A 19,439-nucleotide genomic window follows, 5' to 3' on the forward strand; every position below is an offset into this window, starting at 1 on the left:
AAGTTGTTACACCACGCGGGAAGGGGATCATCATGAAATATCGGGACGGAATTTTTGCAACGGTTGCGATCGCGCTGACATCGTTCGCGCTGGCGGGCGTCGTCTACACCGATGCCTACTCGCAGACTGCGAAGTCTGAAGTGAGCGGCGTTCGTGCCCTGACCGAAGTGGCCAGCGGCGAGGTGCTGGCTTGCGCCGACACCTCGCTGATGTCGGCCGACGCGACTGGCACGGTGCGGCAGTGACCATCAAGCCACAGGATAAAGCGCTGCCGGAGCTGTCGGATCGCCTGAAGATCCGCAGCCTGGAGGTGCGCGGCGCCGAAGGCCCGCTGCCGGCACGCCTGTACACCAGCGGCGACGCCGGCGCCAAGCGCGATACGCTGACGGTGTTCTTCCACGCCGGCGGCTTTGTCGGCGGCGACCTGGAAGACGCGGACAGCTTCCTGCGCCACCTGGCCGACGACCACCCGGGCATGGCGGTGCTGGCCTCCGGCTATACGCTGGCGAGCGTGCGCCCGTTCCCGGCGGCGGTGGAAGACGCCCACGCGGTGCTGACCTGGGCCAAAAAGAACAAGGGCAAAATCGGCTGGACCGGCAAGCAGCTGATGGTGGCCGGCATCGAGGCCGGCGCCAATCTGGCGGCGGTGTGCGCGCTGATGTCGCGCGACCGTGGCGGCCCGGCGCTGACCGGCCAGATCCTGATCATGCCGATGCTGGACCCGGGCCTGACCACCTGCTCGATGCGCGAGATGCAGCAGGCGCCGGAGCTGCTGGACGTGGCCGACGCCTGCGCGGCGGCCTACCGCGGCTACCTGCCCAACGCCGCCGACCGCACGCACCCGTATGCGTCGCCGCTGCAATCGAGCCGTTTGAAAAACCTGCCGCCCGCGCTGATCCTGTCGTCCGAGGACGATCCGCTGCGCGACGAGGCGGAACAATATGGCGCCAAGCTGATTTCGTGCGGGGTCAAAACCACCGTTATCAGAATGGCGCCGCAGCCCCTGCAAGATCCGGGCGCCCGCAACGACTGCGCGTGCAAATGCGCCGCGCTGGGCGAAATCGCCAGCTTTGTCACTAACCTGGAACGGTCGGAGACGCCGCCAGCTTCATAGATCATCAGGGAACACCACCCTAACCATTTGCAGTATCTGTAATCACGTCCCCACTGGCTTGCCGGCGGGGCGCTAGTACCGTGTTTTCTCGATTTCCGTTGAGGCAGCCGGTGCCGCCATTTCTATTAATTATTTTCATGCACAAAGGGATAAAAAATGAAAAACATTAAACAATTCACCGCTGTAGCCCGGCCGCTGGCCGCCGCTATGGCGTTGGCGGGACTGGCCGCTTTCGGCCTCACGGGTTGCGACGACGCCAAGGGCAAGAGCGAAGCGCCTGCGGCCGGCGGCGGCGGGCCACCTATTTCGGCGGCCACCGTGGTCGAGAAAACCATCACCGAGACCCAGGAGTTCTCGGGTCGCCTGGAAGCCGTCGAGCAGGTGCAGATCCGCCCGCGCGTCGGCGGCTTCATCACCGCGATCAACTTCAAGCCGGGCAGCCAGGTCAAGAAAGGCGACGTGTTGTTCGTTATCGATGCGCGTCCATACCAGGCCGAAGCCAATCGCGCCGAAGCGGCCGCCGGTTCGGCGCGCGCCAAGGCAGAACTGGCCAAGCTGGAATTGAACCGCGCTGAAAAACTGCTGGCCGATAAGGCCATCGCCCAGCGCGAATACGACGAACGCGCGTCGAACCAGAAGCAGCTGGACGCCGATGCCCGCGCCTCGCAGGCGCAGTACGAAGCGGCCAAGCTCAATCTGGCCTACACCCGCGTGGTGTCGCCGATCGACGGCCGCGTGTCGAAAGCGGAAATCACGCTCGGTAACCTGGTCGACGCGTCGGCCGTGCTGACCTCCGTGGTCTCGCTGGAAAACATCTACGCCTCCTTCGACGGCGACGAAGATACCTACCTGCGCGTCGGTGCCGCCGCCCACAAGGGCCAACCGGCCATCGTCAAGATCGGCCTGGCCAACGAAACCGGCTTCCCGCATGAAGGCAAGCTCGAATTCGTCGACAACCAGCTCGATCCGCGCAGCGGTTCGGTGCGCATGCGCGCTACCCTGGCCAACAAGGACGGCTCGCTGGTTCCCGGCCTGTTCGCCCGCGTTCAGCTGGCCGGCACCACCGGCGCCAAGCCCACGCTGCTGATCAACGAACGCGCCGTCAGCACCGATCAAAGCCGCAAGTTCGTGTTCGTGGTCGGCGCCGGCAACAAGGCCGAGTACCGCGCCGTCACGCTGGGCCCACAGGTCGATGGCCTGCGCGTCGTGCGCGACGGTCTGAAACCGGGCGAGAAGATCGTCATCAATGGTTTGCAGCGCGTGCGTCCCGGCGCGCCGATCACGCCTACCGTGGTGCCGATGGATTCCGATCCGCTGGCCGCCAACGTGGCCAAGCCGGAGTCGAAACCCGACGCCAAAAAAGATGAAAAAGTAGCCGTCGCCAACACCAAGGCCGGCACCTCCAAGGAATAAGAATATGAATATCTCCCGATTTTTTGTCGACAAGCCGATTTTCGCGGCCGTACTGTCGATCATTATCTTCGTCGCCGGCTTGATATCGATCTTCAAGCTGCCGATCTCGGAGTACCCGGACGTGGTGCCGCCATCGGTGGTGGTGCGCGCGCAGTATCCGGGCGCGAATCCGAAGATCATCGCCGAAACCGTGGCCGCGCCGCTTGAGGAGCAGATCAACGGCGTCGAGAACATGCTCTACATGTCCTCGCAAAACACCTCGGACGGCGCGCTGGCGCTGACCGTCACCTTCAAGATCGGCACCAACGTCGAGCAGGCCGAAACGCAGGTGCAAAACCGCGTCCAGCGCGCGCTTCCGCGTTTGCCGGAAGAGGTGCGCCAGATCGGCGTGACGACCGTCAAGTCGTCGCCCAACCTGACGATGGTGGTCCACCTGTCCTCGCCGAACGGCCGTTACGACGACCTGTATCTGCGTAACTACGCGGTGTTGAACGTCAAGGACCAACTGGCGCGCCTGCCCGGCATGGGCGAGGTGCAGCTGTTCGGTGCCGGCGACTATTCGATGCGCGTCTGGCTCGATCCGCAAAAGGTCGCCCAGCGCAACCTGACCGCCGGCGACATCGTCGATTCGATCCGTGAGCAGAACGTGCAAGTGGCAGCCGGTGTGATCGGCCAGGGCCCGAGCAAGGGCGCCGACTTCCAGTTGACCGTCAATACCCACGGCCGCCTGCAAAGCGAAGAAGAGTTTGGCGACATCGTCGTCAAGACCAATAGCGACGGCGCCGTGACGCACCTGCGCGACGTGGCGCGCCTGGAAATGGGCTCGAACTCGTACGCTTTGCGCTCGCTGCTGAACAACAAATCGGCCGCCGCGATTCCAATTTTCGAAGCACCTAACGCCAACGCCTTGCAGTTGTCGGCCGACGTGCGCTCGACGATGGAACGCCTGTCGAAAGATTTCCCGGAAGGCGTCGCTTACGACATCGTATACGACCCGACCCAATTCGTGCGGGAGTCGATCCGCTCCGTGATCCACACTTTGGTCGAAGCGATCATCCTGGTGGCGCTGGTGGTGATCATCTTCCTGCAAACCTGGCGCGCATCGGTGATCCCGCTGCTGGCCGTTCCCGTCTCGGTGGTCGGTACCTTCGCCGTGATGCTGGCCTTTGGCTTCTCGATCAACACCTTGTCGCTGTTCGGCCTTGTGCTGGCCATCGGTATCGTGGTCGATGACGCGATCGTGGTGGTGGAAAACGTCGAACGGAATATTCACGAAGGTCTGGCGCCGCGCGAAGCGACCATCCAGGCGATGAAAGAGGTGAGCGGTCCGATTATCGCCATCGCCCTGGTGCTGTGCGCCGTGTTCGTGCCGATCGCGTTCGTTTCGGGCCTGTCCGGCCAGTTCTACAAGCAGTTCGCGCTGACCATCGCCATTTCGACCGTGATCTCGGCATTCAGCTCGCTGACCCTGGCGCCTGCCCTGGCCGCGGCGCTGCTCAAACCGCACGACGCGCCGAAAGACGCGCTGACCCGTGGCATGGACAAGGTGTTCGGCCGCTTCTTCGGCTGGTTCAACCGCTTCTTCAACCGCGCTTCCGATCGTTATGAAAAGGGCGTGACCGGTGTATTGAAGCGCAAGGGCGGTTCGCTGGTTGTCTACGCGGTGCTGGCCGTCGCGGCAGGCTTCATGTTCAAGCTGGTGCCACCGGGCTTCGTTCCGGCGCAGGACAAGCAGTACCTGATCGGCTTCGCCCAGTTGCCGGACGCCGCCTCGCTGGACCGTACCGACGCCGTGATCCGCAAGATGTCGGACATCGCCAAGGACATCCCGGGCATCGACAACTCGATCGCTTTCCCTGGCCTGTCGATCAACGGCTTCACCAACGCGCCGAACGCCGGTATCGTTTTCGTCGGCCTGAGCGCCTTCGACAAGCGTCACGGCAAAGAGCAGTCGGCAGAAGGCATCGCCGCCGAAATGAACAAGCGTATGGGTTCGATCGAAGGCGCGTTCGTGATGGTGCTGCCACCGCCGCCGGTCAACGGCCTCGGTACCACCGGCGGCTTCAAGCTGATGCTGCAGGACCGCGAGAACCAGGGTTACGACGCGCTGTATAAGGCCGTTCAGGCGGTGCAGGCGAAAGCCGCCACCAATCCGAAACTGGCCGGCGTCTTCTCGGGCTACCAGATCAACGTGCCGCAGTTGTTCGCAGACGTCGATCGCGTCAAGGCCAAGCAGTTGGGCATCCCGCTGCAGACCATCTACCAGACCTTGCAGATCAATCTGGGCTCGCTGTATGTGAACGACTTCAATCAGTTCGGCCGTACCTACCAGGTGCGCGTCCAGGCCGACCAGCAGTTCCGTTCGCACCCGCAGGATATCGCCCAGCTGAAGGTGCGTAACGATAAGGGCGAGATGATTCCGCTGTCGTCGCTGATGCGCGTCAAGGACACCTATGGCCCGGATCGCGTACAACGCTACAACGCCTTCGTCGCCGCTGAAATCAACGGTGCACCGGCTCCCGGCGTGTCGTCGGGCGAAGCGCAGGCTGAAATGACAAAGATCGTCGAAGAGGTTCTGCCGAAGGGTATCGGCTACGAGTGGACGGAACTGGTGTACCAGGACATCCTGTCCGGTAACACGATGATTTATGTGTTCCCGCTGTGCGTACTGCTGGTGTTCCTGGTGCTGGCCGCCCAATACGAAAGCTGGACCCTGCCGCTGGCCGTGATCCTGATCGTGCCGATGTCAATCCTGTGCGCGCTGATCGGCGTCAAGCTGACGGCCGGCGACAACAACGTCTTCACGCAGATCGCGCTGTTCGTGCTGGTCGGGTTGGCGTCCAAGAACGCGATCCTGATTGTGGAATTCGCCCGTGAACTGGAACACCAGGGCCGTAGCGTGGTCGAAGCGGCGCTGGAAGCTTGCCGCCTGCGTCTGCGTCCGATTCTGATGACGTCGATCGCATTCATCATGGGCGTGCTGCCACTGGTGTTCTCGAGCGGCGCGGGTTCGGAAATGCGTCATGCGATGGGTGTGGCGGTGTTTGCCGGCATGCTGGGCGTGACCTTCTTCGGCCTGTTCCTGACGCCCGTGTTCTACGTCCTGCTGCGTAACCTGGCGATCCGCCTGGAGAAAAAACCTGCCGTCGCCGGCGACGGCGCGGTGGCTAAACTGGAAGGGACCCACTAATATGAACAAGCTGCAAATGATCGCCAAAGGTGTGGCGCCGGTACTGGCAGCGTTGCTGATGACGGCATGCGCCGCGCCGGAATTCAAACAGCCGGCGGTGGAAGTGCCGACCGCCTTCAAGGAATCGCAAACACCAACGGCCGCCGATCTGGCGACGCCGGTGAAAACCGCCGCCGACGGCAGCACCTGGAAACAGGCGCAAGCCGCCGAGGCGCAGCCGCGCGGCGAATGGTGGCTGGCCTTCAACGATCCAGCCCTCAATGAGCTGATCGCCGAGGCCACCCGCGCCAACGCCAACCTGTCGGTGGCGGCGGCCCGCGTCAAGCAGGCCCGCGCCATCGCCGGCGTGGCCGAAGCGGATCGTATTCCGCAAGTCGGCGTCAACGCCGGCGCCCAGCGTCAGCGTCAGTCGGCGACCTCGCTCGGTCTGCCGACCGGCACCGATGTCCCGCCGGGTAAGCTGTTTAGCGCCAACCTGACCGCCAGCTACGAGGTCGATCTGTTCGGCCGCGTATCGTCGAACGTCAGCGCCGCCCGCAGCGACGCCGCCTCGATCGAGGCGACCTACCGCTCGGTGCTGCTGTCGGTGCAAGCGGATGTGGCGCAGACGTACTTCCGTCTGCGCGCCACCGACGCCGAACTGGAAACGCTGAACCGCACGGTGCAAACGCGTGAAGAGGATGTCAAGGTCAACCAGCGTCGTTTCGACCTGGGCGACATCGGCGAATTCGATCTGGCGCGTGCCAAGACCGAACTGGCGACGACGCGCTCCGAGTTCATCGGCCTGCAGCGTCAGCGAGTGACGACCGAGCATGCGCTGGCGGTCTTGCTGGGCAAACCGGCTGCCAGCTACACGGCCGGCGTGACGCCGCTGCTGGACACGGCACTGCTGCCGGTGATCCCGGCCGGCATGCCGTCGTCGCTGCTGGAGCGCCGTCCGGACATCGCCGCCGCGCAGCGCACGATGGAGGCGTCCAACGCCCGCATCGGCGTGGCCCGTTCGGCCATGTTCCCGGCGCTGACGTTGAGCGCGAGCGGTGGCGGCTCGTCGGCCGACACCGTGGCCGAAGTGTTCAAATGGAGCAGCCGTTCGTGGGTGCTTGGCGCGCTGATGTCGATGCCGATCATCGACGGTGGCCGCAATAAGAACAACATCCTGCGCAGCGAAGCGGCGCTGGAAGAGTCGGTCGGTACGTATCGTCAGAGCGTGCTGGTGGCCTTCGCCGAGGTGGAAGACAACCTGGCCGGCCTGCGTATCCTGGCCGGTCAGACCGCGCAGATGGAAGCGGCCCTGGTGTCGGCACGCCGTTCCGCCGACCTGGCGCAGAAGCTGTACACGGCCGGCCGGTCTAGCTACCTCGATCTGCTGGACGCGCAGCGCAACCTGGCGGCGGTGGAACGCACCGCCGTGCAGCTGCGCGGCACGCGCGCGGTGACCACCGTGGCGCTGATCCGCGCACTGGGTGGTGGCTGGGATAGCGCCGGCGGTACCGCCAGTGCGCCGGCGGCGCCGGCGGTCGCTCAGCAATAATCCGAGCGCCCATGGAAAAGCGGACCCGAATCAAATCGGGTCCGCTTTTTTTTTCGTCTTACAGAACGAAGTTTACTTCACGACGGCTGGAGCTGCTACGCCATCGGTGGCTTCGGTTTTTGCGGCCTTGGCGTGGGCCTTGGCTTTGGTTTTGCTAGCCTTGGCGTGGGCGTCGGCCTTGTCGGCTTTGGCTTCGGCGTGGGCGACGGCGACGTCTTTCTTCGCGTCGGCTTCTACCTTGGCGGTCTTTGCGTCGGCCTTGATTTCAGCTTTGGTTTCTTTCGCTTCGGCTTTGACAGCGGCTTTGGTTTCCTTAGCTTCTGCCTTGGCAGCTGCTGGAGTGGCTGGGGTGGTGGCAGGAGTTTGTGCAAAAGCTGCGGTTGCAAACAGGCCGGCGATCAGGGTAGCGATAAGTTTGTTCATGATGTGAAATCCTCATTCAGGTTTTGATTTAGGGCCGGGACAATTCCCGTGTCACTGAGCAGAAAACGCGGCCCGAATAGCACCCGTTGACGGGCTTTACAATCGCTTACATGTTCGCGAACGCACAGAAGGTGCGACCGCCTGGCGCTACGCTGGCGTCATGAGCGAATCCCTGAAAACCTATAAAGCCAAGCGTAACTTCGCGATCACCCCCGAGCCGGCCGAAGGCGGCCAGGAGGGCGGCGAGACGCTGACGTTCGTCATTCAAAAGCATTGGGCCAGCCGGCTGCATTACGACTTCCGGCTGGAGCTCGATGGCGTCATGATGAGTTGGGCCGTGCCCAAGGGGCCAAGCTACGACACCCACGACAAGCGCATGGCCGTTCACGTGGAAGACCACCCGATCTCGTACAACGATTTCGAGGGTACGATACCGCCCAAGCAGTACGGGGCGGGGAAGGTGATCATCTGGGACAAGGGATACTGGAAGCCGCTGGACGATCCGCGCAAGGCGCTCGCCGCCGGCAATCTGAAGTTCGAACTGACCGGCCATAAGATGCACGGCAAGTGGGTGCTGGTGCGGATGAAGGGCAAGGGCGAAAAGCAGGAGCCCTGGCTGCTGATTAAAGAGAAGGACGAGTATGCGCGCCCGGCCGAGGAGTTCAGCGTGATCGACGAGATGCCCGACAGCGTGAAAGCCTTGCCTTTGCCGGGCAGCGCCGCGACGGTCCCGGCAAAGGTGGCCAAGGGCGCCGCCAACACCGCGCCGAAGGCCGCATCGAAGACCGCACCGAAGACCGCACCCAAGGCTGCCGCTCCCAAAGCCGATCTTCCCCAGACCTTGACGCCCCAATTGGCGACGCTGGTCGATGCGCCGCCGTCGTCACCGGAGGACTGGCTGTTCGAGATCAAGTTCGACGGCTACCGAATCCTCACCCGGGTGGACGGCACGGACATCCGCCTGATCACCCGCAACGGCAACGACTGGACGCACAAAATGCGTCCGCTGCACGACGCCATCGCGAAAATGAAGCTGCCATCGGGCTGGTACGACGGCGAGATCGTCGTCCACGATGAAGAAGGGCGTCCCGACTTCGGCCTGCTGCAAAACGCCTTCGACGAGAACCATTCCGGCGAAATGGTCTACTTCATCTTCGATATTCCGTTCCACGACGGCCGCGATCTGCGGGAGATGCCGCTGGAGGAGCGCCGCGCCATCCTGGAAAAGGTAATGGCGAAGAAGGCGACGGACACAGTGCGCTATAGCGCCGCGCTGAACGCGACGCCACAGGACATGATCGCCGCCGCCTGCAGCATGGGGCTGGAGGGCATCATCGGCAAGCGGCGCGATTCGGCGTACACGTCGCGGCGCGGCGGCAGCTGGATCAAGCTCAAATGTGGGCAGCGGCAGGAATTCGTCATCGGCGGCTACACCGATCCGCAAGGTTCGCGCAGCGGCTTCGGTTCGCTGCTGCTGGGGACCTACGACAAGGACGGCAAGCTGCAATACGCCGGCAACGTCGGCAGCGGTTTCAATGGCGCCTCGCTGAAGGACCTGAAATCCAAAATGGATGCGCTGACGGCCGATAAGAGCCCGTTCGTGCCGAACAAGGACATCGACAAGCGGGCGCATTGGCTCAAGCCGACGTTGGTGGCGGAAGTGGCCTTCGGCGAGTGGACGCGCTCAGGTTCGATCCGCCATTCCGTATTCAAAGGGCTGCGCAAGGATAAGAAGGCCAGCGCCATCACGCGCGAGCTGCCATCCCACGTGAAGGAGAAGGAGAACACCGACATGGAAACCTCGACCGCCGTGCAGGGCAAGCTACCGGCTTCACTGAAAGTGACCAACCCGGACCGAGTGATCGACAAACAAAGCGGCGCCACCAAAATCACGCTGGTGCGTTACTACGCGCTGGTGGGCGCCTTGATGCTGCCACATTTGAAGGGCCGGCCGGTATCGCTTGTGCGGGCGCCCGCCGGCGTCGGTGGCGAGCTGTTTTTCCAGAAGCACGTGGAGACCAACAAACTGCCCGGTGTGAAGAGCCTCAAGCAGGAGCTCGACCCGGATCATCCGCCGATGCTGGAGGTATCGACGGAGCAGGGCTTGTTGTCCTCGGCGCAGTGGAACGTGGTGGAACTGCACACGCAGAACGCCAGCGCCACCAGTTACGAGAAGCCGAACCGGATGGTGTTCGATCTCGATCCCGGCAAGGACGTCACCTGGAAGCAGGTGCAGGAAGCGGCGCAGCTGATGCGGGCCTTCCTCGATCATCTCGGGTTGCCGGCGTTTTTGAAGACTAGCGGCGGCAAAGGGCTGCACGTGGTGGTGCCGATCAAGCCGGGGTATGGCTGGGATGACGTCAAGGCGTTTTCACAGGCGATCGTGGCGCATATGGCGCAGAATATTCCGGAGCGCTTTGTGCTCAAGAGCGGACCTAGTAATCGTGTCGGGAAGATCTTTATCGATTATTTGCGTAACGGGCGGGGCGCGACGACGGCGTGCGCCTGGTCGGCAAGGGCGCGGCCGGGGTTGGGGATTTCGGTGCCGGTGGCGTGGGATGAGTTGGATCAGCTGACCGGCGGCGATCATTGGACCGTGGGCACGGTGCATACCCGGCTCGATGTTGGTAACTCGCCATGGGATGGATACGCCAAAGCCGCCAAGGGGCTGGCGCCGGCTATGAAGATGTTGGATTTTAAACCTGGCTCGGGAAACTGAGATTACATGGGGGCCACGTAGGGCGGATTACGCTTTGCTAATCCGCCCTGCGTGTCTCCGTGTTTTGGTGATGTTGCGTGGCCCCGGTCATGCCGCCTTGCGCGAGGTGGCTGACTTGGCGGTGCTCTTGGCCCTTGCCGCCGCCGCTGGCGCCTTTTTGGCCATGGTGGTTTTGCGGCGAGGCGCTGGCGCTTCTTCCTCCTCCTCGTCGCTGTCTGCTTTGGCAGCGGTTTTGCGCGCCGCAGGTTTGGCGGCCGCGCCCTTGCCCGGCCGCTTGCCCAGGCTGTCCTGCAGCAGCGCCACCAGATCGACCACGTTCGACGCCTTGGCCGGCTTGTCTTCCGCCTCGGCGGCGGTGATGGTCTTGGTCTGGCCGGCCTTGACCTTCTTCTTGACTAACGCCAGCACGTCGTCCTTGTAGGTGTCGCGGTACTGCTCCGGCTTCCATTCCTCGCTCATGCCTTCGACCAGCGACAGCGCCATCTGCAGCTCTTTGTCGCTGATGCCGGCCGCCTTGGCGGTCGCTGGCGGCAGCTTCAGTTCCTCGGCGTCGCGGATCTCCGCCTCATACCGCAGGGTATTGAGGACGATTTTGTCGTCGATGCACACCAGCGCGCACAGATGCTGCTTGGTGCGGATCACCACCGTCGCGATGCCGATCTTGCCGGCCTTGCGCAGCGTTTCGCGCAGCAGCGCGTAGACCTTGGCGCCGCCCTTGGACGGCGCCAGGTAATAGGGCTGCTCGTAATACGTCAGCGGCACATCGGCCGCGTCGACGAAAGCCTGGATGTCGATCGTGCCCGTGGCTTCGACGTTGGCCCGCTTGAGGTCCTCGTCGGACAGGACGACGTATTCGTCCTCCTCGTACTCGTAGCCTTTGACGATGTCGTCCCAGGTCACGTCCTTGCCGGTTTTTTTGTTATAGCGCTTATAGCCCACCGGCGAAAAGTCGCGGCGGTCGAGCATCGTCAAATCCAGCTCGTGCGTCTGCACCGCTGAATACAACTCGACCGGAATGTGCACCAGCCCGAAGCTGATGGCGCCTTTCCACAACGCGCGGGCGGCCATGGCTCAGGACCCCACGGAGCCGGTCACCGGCAACACGATGCCGCTGATATAGCTGGAGCACGACGGAGCGGCCAGGAACACGTAGGCCGGCGACAGCTCCTGCGGCTGCGCGGCGCGGCGCATGTCGGTGGCCTGGCCGAATTCGGCGATCTTCTCGGGCGACTGGTCGGCCGGGTTGAGCGGCGTCCACACCGGTCCCGGTGCCACCGCGTTCACGCGGATGCCCTGGTCCAGCAGGTTGGAAGCGAGCGACATCGTGAACGCGTGGATCGCGCCCTTGGTGGTCGAGTAGTCCAGCAGGTGCTTGGAGCCTTGCAGTCCGACCACCGATCCGGTGTTGATGATGGAGGCGCCGCGTTTGAGGAAGGGCAGCGCCGCCTTGGCCATATGGAAGTAGCCGTAGACGTTGGTCTTCATCGTCATGTCGAAGCGTTCTTCGGTCAGGTCGGTCAGCTTTTCGGCGTGCTCCTGGAAGGCGGCGTTATTGACCAGGATATCGAGCCGGCCGAAGCGATCGTGCGTCTGCTGGGCCGCATCGCGGCAGAAGGCGGCGTCGCGCACGTCGCCGCGCAGCAGCAGGCAGCTCTGGCCTTCCGCTTCGACATAGCGTTTGGTGTCGTTCGCGTCCTGGTCTTCGTCCAGATAGACGATGGCGACGTCCGCGCCTTCGCGCGCATACAGCACCGCGACCGCGCGGCCGATGCCGGAATCGCCGCCGGTGATCAGGGCCACCATGCCTGCCAGCTTGCCGCTGCCGGCGTAGTCGGGTGCCAGGAACTCGGGCTTGAGCTGCATCTGCGCCTCCAGCCCCGGCTTTTCCAGGTGCTGCGAGGGCATCGTGCCCGGATACTCATGTTCGGTGGTTTGCACCGGTCCCTGGCGTTCGCCCGACTGGCTGCCCGCTGATTTTTTCTGCTGGTCGGCCTGGTCCTGTTGCTGCTGGATTTCGCGCTGTTGATTAGCGGTGCCCGAATCGGCCCGGTTTTCGTTGTTTGCCATGATTCCTCCCTTGTGCATCGAAGGAACAGTATTGGCGCACGGGCCAAGAATGACGGTGCGCTTTTTCACACATGCGCGCAGATGGACGGCCGTGCAAGCGCCCGTTTTTGTGGCACACTGGAAGCAAGCGGTTCCGCATAAAAATAGAAATACCCAGGGGCAACAAAAATGACCGACATTCGAGGCCGGTCCGGTAGCGTTGGCGCGTATTTCAGTGCCAGCCGCGACCGGCGCGCGCATTTCCAGGCGATCTGCGGGGAGATGTTCTCCCGGCTTGTGGTCGTCGACAGCATCGACGATATGGCCGCCGAGGCGCGTCAGGCCACCGACTTGCTGGTGCTGGATTTGAACGGCTACGCGCGCCCCGGCGGGTTGGCCGCGATCGGCCACCTGATCATCGACCGGGCCGGCGCGCCGCTGTTGGTGTTGTGCGGGTATGAGCAGTGCGCGTGGCTGCCGGAGCTGATGGCGTTCGGCTCCTTCGACTATCTGATTTGCCCCGTGCTCGATGACGATCTGCGGCACGCCATCCGCCGGGCGTTGTCGGTATCGGACGATCCCGGCGCCGCAACGCAGCAGCGCCTGTTCGACAGGGAGCGCGAGCTGCGCGATCTGGTGGGCCTGCAGCGCGGCGTGCAGCACGCCATCGGCGCCATCGACGATATCGACAGGATGGCGGCCAAGGTGTGTCATGCGTTGTGCGGTTTTCCGGGCGTGTACCACGCGTCGCTGCTGCATATGAAGCAGCATGGCGATCTGCGGCTGGTCGCGCAGGCGTCGCCCGACGATCTCAATCTGGCCGGGCTGCTGGGGCGCACCGACCACCTGCTGCAATCGGCGCTGCGGGATGTGTTTCCGCCGTTGATGGCCGCATCCTCCGGGCGCATGGTGCTGCTGGACGCGCCGGAGAAGACCGGCGATCCGGAATTGGCCATGCGTTTGCACGACCGTTATGTGCGCATGGTGCTGGCGCTGCCGCTGCGCTCCGAGGCGGGCAATCCGGAGACGGAATCGGTCATGGGGGCGATCTGCCTCATGTTCGACCGTCACATCGCCTTCTCGCGCGAGCAGTTCGCCGCGTTCGCCAGCCTGGCGCAGTTTGTCAGCCTCGGTCTGGGCATGAGCGAATTAAAGCACCGGAACGACGAGCTTTCCGGCCAGCTCTCGCAACTGAGCACCGTCGACAATTTGACAGGCGCCGCCAACCGCCGCGCCGGCGAGACGATGCTGGACAACGAACTGCGGCGCGCGCGCCGTTATGGACTGCCGCTGGCGGCGATGTCGTTCGAGGTGAGTAGCTTCCGATCGACGAACGATGCGTACGGCCATCCGCTGGGCGATACGGCTTTGCGGATGGCGGCGCAGACGGTGATGCGCCGCCTGCGCACCTCCGACATGCTGGCGCGGATGCGTGGCCAGGAGTTTTTAATCATCGCCACGCATACGACGGCCTCCGACGTGATGCTGCTGGCGGAAAAACTGCGTCTGGCGATCGCCGAGGCGGACTTACCGGGATGCGATAGCGTCAACGTCAGCCTGGCAATCGCGCAGGCCGGGGCGGAGGAGGGTGTCGACACGGTTCTCGATCGCCTCGACGCCGCGCTGCAGCGGGCCAAACGCGCCGGGCGCAATCATATCGAATCGGCCGGATGATTGACGTCCTATCGGCTTGTCGTTGTCGACCAGTCGCAATCGCTCGAGCATGGAGGCGGGAATGAGGCGTGGTTGGATATTCGTCGTGATATTTGGCGCGGCTATTTTGGGTGCTTTTTCCGCATGTGCCGTCCGCGTAAACCAGATTGAGAGTGGATTTGCTGCGCTTGAAAATGGTGCTTCGGAAAGCGCGTTGATTCAAAAGCTAGGCAGCCCGGATGTGGTCGAAACCTCCGTTGCGCCCTTTGTCGTGTACTCATCTGCGTCATGCAATGCCCCTTGCGTGAGACGGCTTTGGTGGGAACATCCGATACTCAAAGGGATGGAAGCCTGGTCGGTCGAATTGGGTTCGACCGGAAGTGTAATGAACAAAGCTCACTGGATATCGCCTTAGCTGACGTCTGCGGCCGGTTGAGGGCTGCTTCAACACGATCTCCGGGTCATCCCATACATGACGATCATCATGTATGATGGTCGCGGTTAGTTTGCGATGGAGTCGGATATGAAAGTCAGCAGGGAGCAGGTGGCGCTCAACCGCGAGCGCATCGTCGAGACGGCGGCGCGGCTGTTCCGCCAGAAGGGCTACGACGGCATCGGCGTAGTCGATTTGATGAAAAGCGCCGGTTTGACGCACGGCGGGTTTTACGGCCACTTCGCCTCCAAAGAGGATTTGCTGGCCGAGGCCACCGCGCATGCGTTCAAGAAGTCGGTGGAGCGCTGGCGCGAGAGGGCGGCCGCAGCCCCCAATGCGCCAAAGACGGCGATGGCGGGCATCGGCGAGAGCTATTTGTCGGTGCGCCATCGCGACGGGCCGGAACTGGGATGTTCGATCACCTCCCTGGGACCGGATATCGCGCGTCTGGGGCCGAAGGTGCGGCAGGCGCTGACCGAGGGGGCCAAAGGGCAGATCGCGGTGCTGGAGGAATTGGTGCCGGGCGAGGACACGGCGGCCCGGCGCAAGCAGGCCTTGGCCACCTATGCGGCCATGGTCGGGGCGATCGTGCTGGCCAGGGCGGTCGATGACGAGGCCATGTCGCTGGAGGTTTTGGAGGCGGTGCGGGCCTCGATGCCGGGTACTTAGGCACACATGCCCTTATGCGGTTTTCGCATTACGTAATGTAAAAAGCGAGTTTGGCGCTGGACCGGCCGTGCCCGATCGCGTACGCTGGCGGTTTTCAAGTTCTCGGAACGACAATGCTGCATTGGTTGAAGCACTACCGGCGCGCGCTGCTGCCTGGCGATATCAGCGCCGGCCTGGTGGTCGCCATGATGATGATCCCGCAGGGGATGGCCTACGCGCTGGTGGCCGGCGTGCCGCCGGTGGTCGGCATCTACGCCAGCATCCTGCCGCCGGTGGTCTACGCGCTGTTCGGCAGCAGCATGACGCAATCGGTCGGGCCCATGGCCATCGTGTCGCTGATGACGGCGGCCGCCATCGGACCGCTGGCGCCGGCCGGCTCCACGCTGGCCACCGTGCTGGCCGCCCAGCTGGCGATGGTCTCCGGCGCCGTGCTGCTGTTGTGCGGCCTGCTGCGCATGGGCTTTTTGGCCAATTTCTTTTCCCGTCCCGTGATGAGCGGCTTCACCGTCGGCTCGGCGATCGTCATCGCCTTCGATCAAGTCCATACCCTGCTCGGCGCGCCGCTGCCCCACCTGCACGCTCCGAGCGCGGTGCTGGGCGTCGGCTCGTTGCTGTTGCTACTCCTGTCGAAGTTTTATCTGGCCGGCCTGCTGCGCCGCTGCGGCCTGCCGCCGGCCGTCGCCGATATCGGCGCCAAGCTGGCGCCGATGCTGGTGGTCCTGGGCGGCATCGCGCTGATGGCGACCACCGGCCTGGCCGAGATGGGCGTGCGCACCACCGGTTCCGTCCCGCCAGGCCTGCCGCGCCTGAACCTGGCCACTTCCAGCGCCCATTGGCCGCAACTGCTGCAACCGGGCCTGCTGATCGGCTTCATCGTGTTTCTGATGTCGATGTCGGCGGCGCAGTCGCTGGCGCTCAAGCGCAACGAGAAACTGGTCGGCAACCATGAACTGGTCGGCCTGGGCGCGGCCAATGTCGCCAGCGCGCTGTCGGGCGGCTTTCCGGTGACGGGCAGCCTGTCGCGTTCCGCCGTCAACTTCGCCGCCGGCGCCAACACGCCGCTGGCGAGCCTGATCACGGCGGCGCTGCTGGCCTGCGCGCTGCTGGCGCCCACCGGCTGGCTGGCGCTGCTGCCGCTTCCCACGCTGGCCGCCACCATCATCGTCGCCGTGCTGGGCATGCTGGAACTGGGCATCCTGCGCACCGCCTGGCAGTACGACCGCAGCGACGCGCTGGCCTGGGGCGCGACCTGCCTGGGCGTGCTGACCATGGGCGTGGAGGCGGGCGTGATCGTCGGCGTGGCGCTGTCGATGGGTACCCTGATCTGGCGCGCCAGCCGGCCGCATATCGCGGTGTTGGGACGCATCGCCGGCAGCGAGCATTTCCGCAATATCGAACGCTATCCCGCCGAAACGCGGCCGGAACTGCTGGTGCTGCGCATCGACGCCAATCTATTCTTCGGCAATGTGGAGGCGGTGTCCGAGCGTATCGAGTGCGAGCTGGCCACCCACACGAGCGCGCGCCACCTGGTGCTGGTGATGACGGCGGTCAGTTCGATCGACACCACCGCGCTGTTCGCGCTGTCGGAGCTCAATCAAAGCCTCAAGCGGCGCGGCATCGGCATGCACCTGGCCGAGGTGAAGGGGCCGGTGATGGACCGCCTGCGCCACAGCGAACTGCTGCGCGACCTGAACGGCAAACTGTTCCTCAGCACCGCGATGGCGTCAGACCATCTGCTGGCGGCCGGCAAAGGCCGATAAAAGTGTTATGCAAATAACCATTATGAATATTATTTATACATTTAATGCCTGTGGGTAATAATACGCATGGACTTCCGGTCGTTTTGAAACTATGATTTAACTCCTGGGTTCTTGGCCTTGCCATCGGAGCCCCACAGACTAACTATCGACTGGTTGCCGATGCTGTACCGACTTGCCCGCCGTGCTGGCAGAATCTCCATCGCCATGTTTGTCAGCGTCACGCTGACCGCCGTGGTGACCTTGGTATTGACCACCTTCGCGCTGTATTTCTACCAGGTCGAACGGGCCCATCGTTGGGAGCAGCTGCGGCAGACGCTGTCCAACAGCGCCGACGAGCTGGCGTCGGCCGTGGCGCTGCCGGCCTGGAACTTCGACGAGACCCAGATCACCACCATCATGCGCAGCGGCTTGAGCAACCGCGACCTGTACGCCAGCGCGGTGGTGCCGGCCGCCGGCAGCCGTCCCTTCATCCTCACCCGCGACAGCGCCGGACACCTGGTCGAGGTGGCGCGCGAGCCGGACAACCCGGAGCTGCTGTCGGAGCGGCGCGCCATCGTCGCCGCCGGCCGCAACATCGGCGCCATCACCGTGTATGCGTCGCCGGTGCTGCTGCTCGAGCAGCTGCGCCAGCGGCTCTACACCATCATCGGCATGATCTTCGTGCTCGACGTGACCCTCGTCTTCAGCCTCTATCTGCTGCTGTCGCAGCTGATTTTCAAACCCATCACCACCATCGAACGCTACGCCGCCAATGTCAAGGCGGGGCAGAACCCGGGCGCCTTGCCGCCGCGCGACTGGTTTTTCGGCGAGCTGAAAACCCTCAATTCCTCGATCCGCGACATGGTGCGCCTGATGGACAGCCGCTACGTGGCCATGCACGCCAGCGAGGAGCGGCTGCAGATCGCCAGCAGCGCGGCGGCCATCGGCATCTGGGACTGGAACATCGTCAGCGACGCATTGGTCTGGGACGAGCAGATGCACCGCCTGTACGGCATGGACCACGCCACCGCGGCCGGCGCGGCCGGCTCGATGGACGACTGGATCGCGCGCATGCACCCGGACGACGCCATTCCGGTGCGCGCGCTGCTGGACCGGGCGCTGAGCGGGCGCGGCGACTTCGACGTCGAGTTCCGCGTGGTCTGGCCGGACGGCTCGCTGCATTACATGAAGGGCGAGGCGATGATTTTCCGCGACGCCGACGGCCATCCGGCGCGGGTGGTGGGCGTCAACTACGACATCACCGGGCACAAAGTGGCGGAGCAGGAGCTGCGCCGGCACCGCATCCACCTGGAGGAGCTGGTTGCCGAGCGCACCAACGCGCTGTCGGTGGCGGTGCGCCAGGCGCAGGCGGCCAACCAGGCCAAGAGCATCTTCCTGGCCAATATGAGCCACGAGCTGCGCACGCCGCTCAATTCCGTGATCGGCTTTTCGCGCCTGATGGCCGATTCGAAGAACATGCTGCCGGAGGAAAAGCGCAACCTGGCGATCATCCACCGCTCCGGCGAGCACCTGCTTACCCTGATCAACGACATCCTGGAGCTGTCCAAGATCGAGGCCGGGCGCGCGGTGCTGCAGACAGAGATCATGAGCATCGACGAGATTCTGCAGGAAGTGATGGACATGGTCAGCATGCGCGCCGGCCAGACCGGCGTCGAGCTGGAACTCGACAGCGCCGGCGTGCCGGCCGGGGCGCGGGTGGACGGCACCAAGCTGCGCCAGGTGCTGCTCAATCTGATGTCGAACGCGGTCAAGTTCACCGGCCAGGGCAAGGTCACCTTGCGGGTGCGCGGCGCCATGCGCAAGGTCGACGGCGCCTGCGAGTGCGAGCTGGCGTTCGCGGTGATCGACGACGGCCCGGGCATCTCGCCGATCGACCAGACCCGCATCTTCGAGCCCTTCGTCCAGGCCGACGGCCCGGGCGCGAAGGAGGGCACCGGCCTGGGACTGGCCATCTCGCGCGAGTTCGTCCAGCTGATGGGCGGCGTGCTGTCGGTGCAGTCGGTGCGCGGCGACGGCGCCACCTTCCAGTTCACGATCAAGGTGCCGGTGGCCGAGGCGCAGGCCGACGAGGACACGCCGGCCTTGGATGCGCCGCAGCGAGGGCGCCGCGTGGTGGTCGCCGACGACGGCGCCGACGCCAACGCGCCGCTGTCGGGCGCCGATCTGGCGCGGCTCGAGCCTGCGCTGCGCCGCCAGCTCAAGGTGGCGCTGCAGGAGCTCAACCTGGCGCGCGTGGCGCTGCTGCTGCGGCCCTTGCCGGCGCAACTGGCCGGCGTGGTCGAGCGCATCGAGCACATGGTGCGGCTGCACCAGTACCCGCAGCTATGCGCTTTGCTCGATGAGGCGGGTAGCGAACTGGAGGCATAGGCCGGACAGGTATATCATAGTAGTTAGTGTATATATTAGTAATATTGATAGTACATGTATTAGTGGGGAGTATTAAGGCAAGTATTCGGGCGATGTCGTGACATGACGATATCGCCGGTAT

13 protein-coding genes are annotated in these 19,439 nt (G+C 64.0%); 10 read left to right on the plus strand and 3 right to left on the minus strand.

Annotation, left to right across the window (positions count from 1 at the left end):
• Positions 1-32 precede the first annotated feature (32 nt).
• The 5 genes from AC0IYS_RS12460 to AC0IYS_RS12480 all read left to right on the plus strand — a co-directional run bounded on the left by AC0IYS_RS12460 (position 33) and on the right by AC0IYS_RS12480 (position 7,248).
• Positions 33-245: a hypothetical protein gene (locus AC0IYS_RS12460; RefSeq protein ID WP_471705433.1), complete on the plus strand. Its 213-nt coding sequence runs from the start codon at positions 33-35 to the stop codon at positions 243-245.
• Complete coding sequence (locus tag AC0IYS_RS12465; protein WP_471705434.1) at positions 242-1,114, plus strand: alpha/beta hydrolase; 873 nt, start codon at positions 242-244, stop codon at positions 1,112-1,114. Before AC0IYS_RS12460 ends, AC0IYS_RS12465 begins: the two co-directional genes overlap by 4 nt.
• 156 nt (positions 1,115-1,270) lie before the next feature.
• Positions 1,271-2,527, plus strand: coding sequence for an efflux RND transporter periplasmic adaptor subunit (locus AC0IYS_RS12470; RefSeq protein WP_471705435.1), 1,257 nt, complete (start codon positions 1,271-1,273; stop codon positions 2,525-2,527).
• A 4-nt stretch (positions 2,528-2,531) separates the two neighbouring features.
• Positions 2,532-5,717, plus strand: a complete 3,186-nt coding sequence (locus AC0IYS_RS12475) for an efflux RND transporter permease subunit (RefSeq protein WP_471705436.1) — start codon at positions 2,532-2,534, stop codon at positions 5,715-5,717.
• Position 5,718: 1 nt separating this feature from the next.
• Positions 5,719-7,248: an efflux transporter outer membrane subunit gene (locus AC0IYS_RS12480; RefSeq protein ID WP_471705437.1), complete on the plus strand. Its 1,530-nt coding sequence runs from the start codon at positions 5,719-5,721 to the stop codon at positions 7,246-7,248.
• Between the two features lie 72 nt (positions 7,249-7,320).
• Here the strand turns inward: AC0IYS_RS12480 and AC0IYS_RS12485 are convergent, their stop codons facing one another.
• Entirely contained in the window at positions 7,321-7,671 is a 351-nt protein-coding gene (locus tag AC0IYS_RS12485; protein ID WP_471705438.1) for a hypothetical protein, read from the minus strand.
• 160 nt (positions 7,672-7,831) lie between these two features.
• Here AC0IYS_RS12485 and ligD point away from each other — a divergent pair, with 160 nt between their 5' ends.
• A complete protein-coding gene (gene ligD / locus AC0IYS_RS12490) occupies positions 7,832-10,390 on the plus strand; it encodes a DNA ligase D (protein ID WP_471705439.1) in 2,559 nt (852 codons plus the stop codon).
• A gap of 87 nt (positions 10,391-10,477) precedes the next feature.
• On the opposite strand, the gene ku is transcribed toward ligD, so the two are convergent.
• Entirely contained in the window at positions 10,478-11,458 is a 981-nt protein-coding gene (gene ku, locus AC0IYS_RS12495) for a non-homologous end joining protein Ku (protein ID WP_471705440.1), read from the minus strand.
• Between the two features lie 3 nt (positions 11,459-11,461).
• Complete coding sequence (locus tag AC0IYS_RS12500; RefSeq protein ID WP_471705441.1) at positions 11,462-12,457, minus strand: SDR family oxidoreductase; 996 nt, start codon at positions 12,455-12,457, stop codon at positions 11,462-11,464.
• Positions 12,458-12,625: 168 nt separating this feature from the next.
• Here AC0IYS_RS12500 and AC0IYS_RS12505 point away from each other — a divergent pair, with 168 nt between their 5' ends.
• From AC0IYS_RS12505 to AC0IYS_RS12520, 4 genes are all read left to right on the plus strand, one after another.
• Positions 12,626-14,110, plus strand: coding sequence for a GGDEF domain-containing protein (locus AC0IYS_RS12505; RefSeq protein WP_471705442.1), 1,485 nt, complete (start codon positions 12,626-12,628; stop codon positions 14,108-14,110).
• A 502-nt stretch (positions 14,111-14,612) separates the two neighbouring features.
• The gene (locus tag AC0IYS_RS12510; RefSeq protein WP_471705443.1) at positions 14,613-15,191 is read left to right on the plus strand and encodes a TetR/AcrR family transcriptional regulator; all 579 of its coding nucleotides are present in this window, start codon (positions 14,613-14,615) and stop codon (positions 15,189-15,191) included.
• Positions 15,192-15,304: 113 nt separating this feature from the next.
• Complete coding sequence (locus AC0IYS_RS12515; protein ID WP_471705444.1) at positions 15,305-16,951, plus strand: SulP family inorganic anion transporter; 1,647 nt, start codon at positions 15,305-15,307, stop codon at positions 16,949-16,951.
• Positions 16,952-17,155: 204 nt separating this feature from the next.
• Positions 17,156-19,318 (plus strand): ATP-binding protein, encoded by a 2,163-nt coding sequence (locus tag AC0IYS_RS12520; RefSeq protein ID WP_471705445.1) that lies wholly within the window; start codon positions 17,156-17,158, stop codon positions 19,316-19,318.
• The last annotated feature ends 121 nt before the right edge of the window (positions 19,319-19,439 follow it).

The organism is Duganella sp. AC237, from assembly GCF_979254035.1.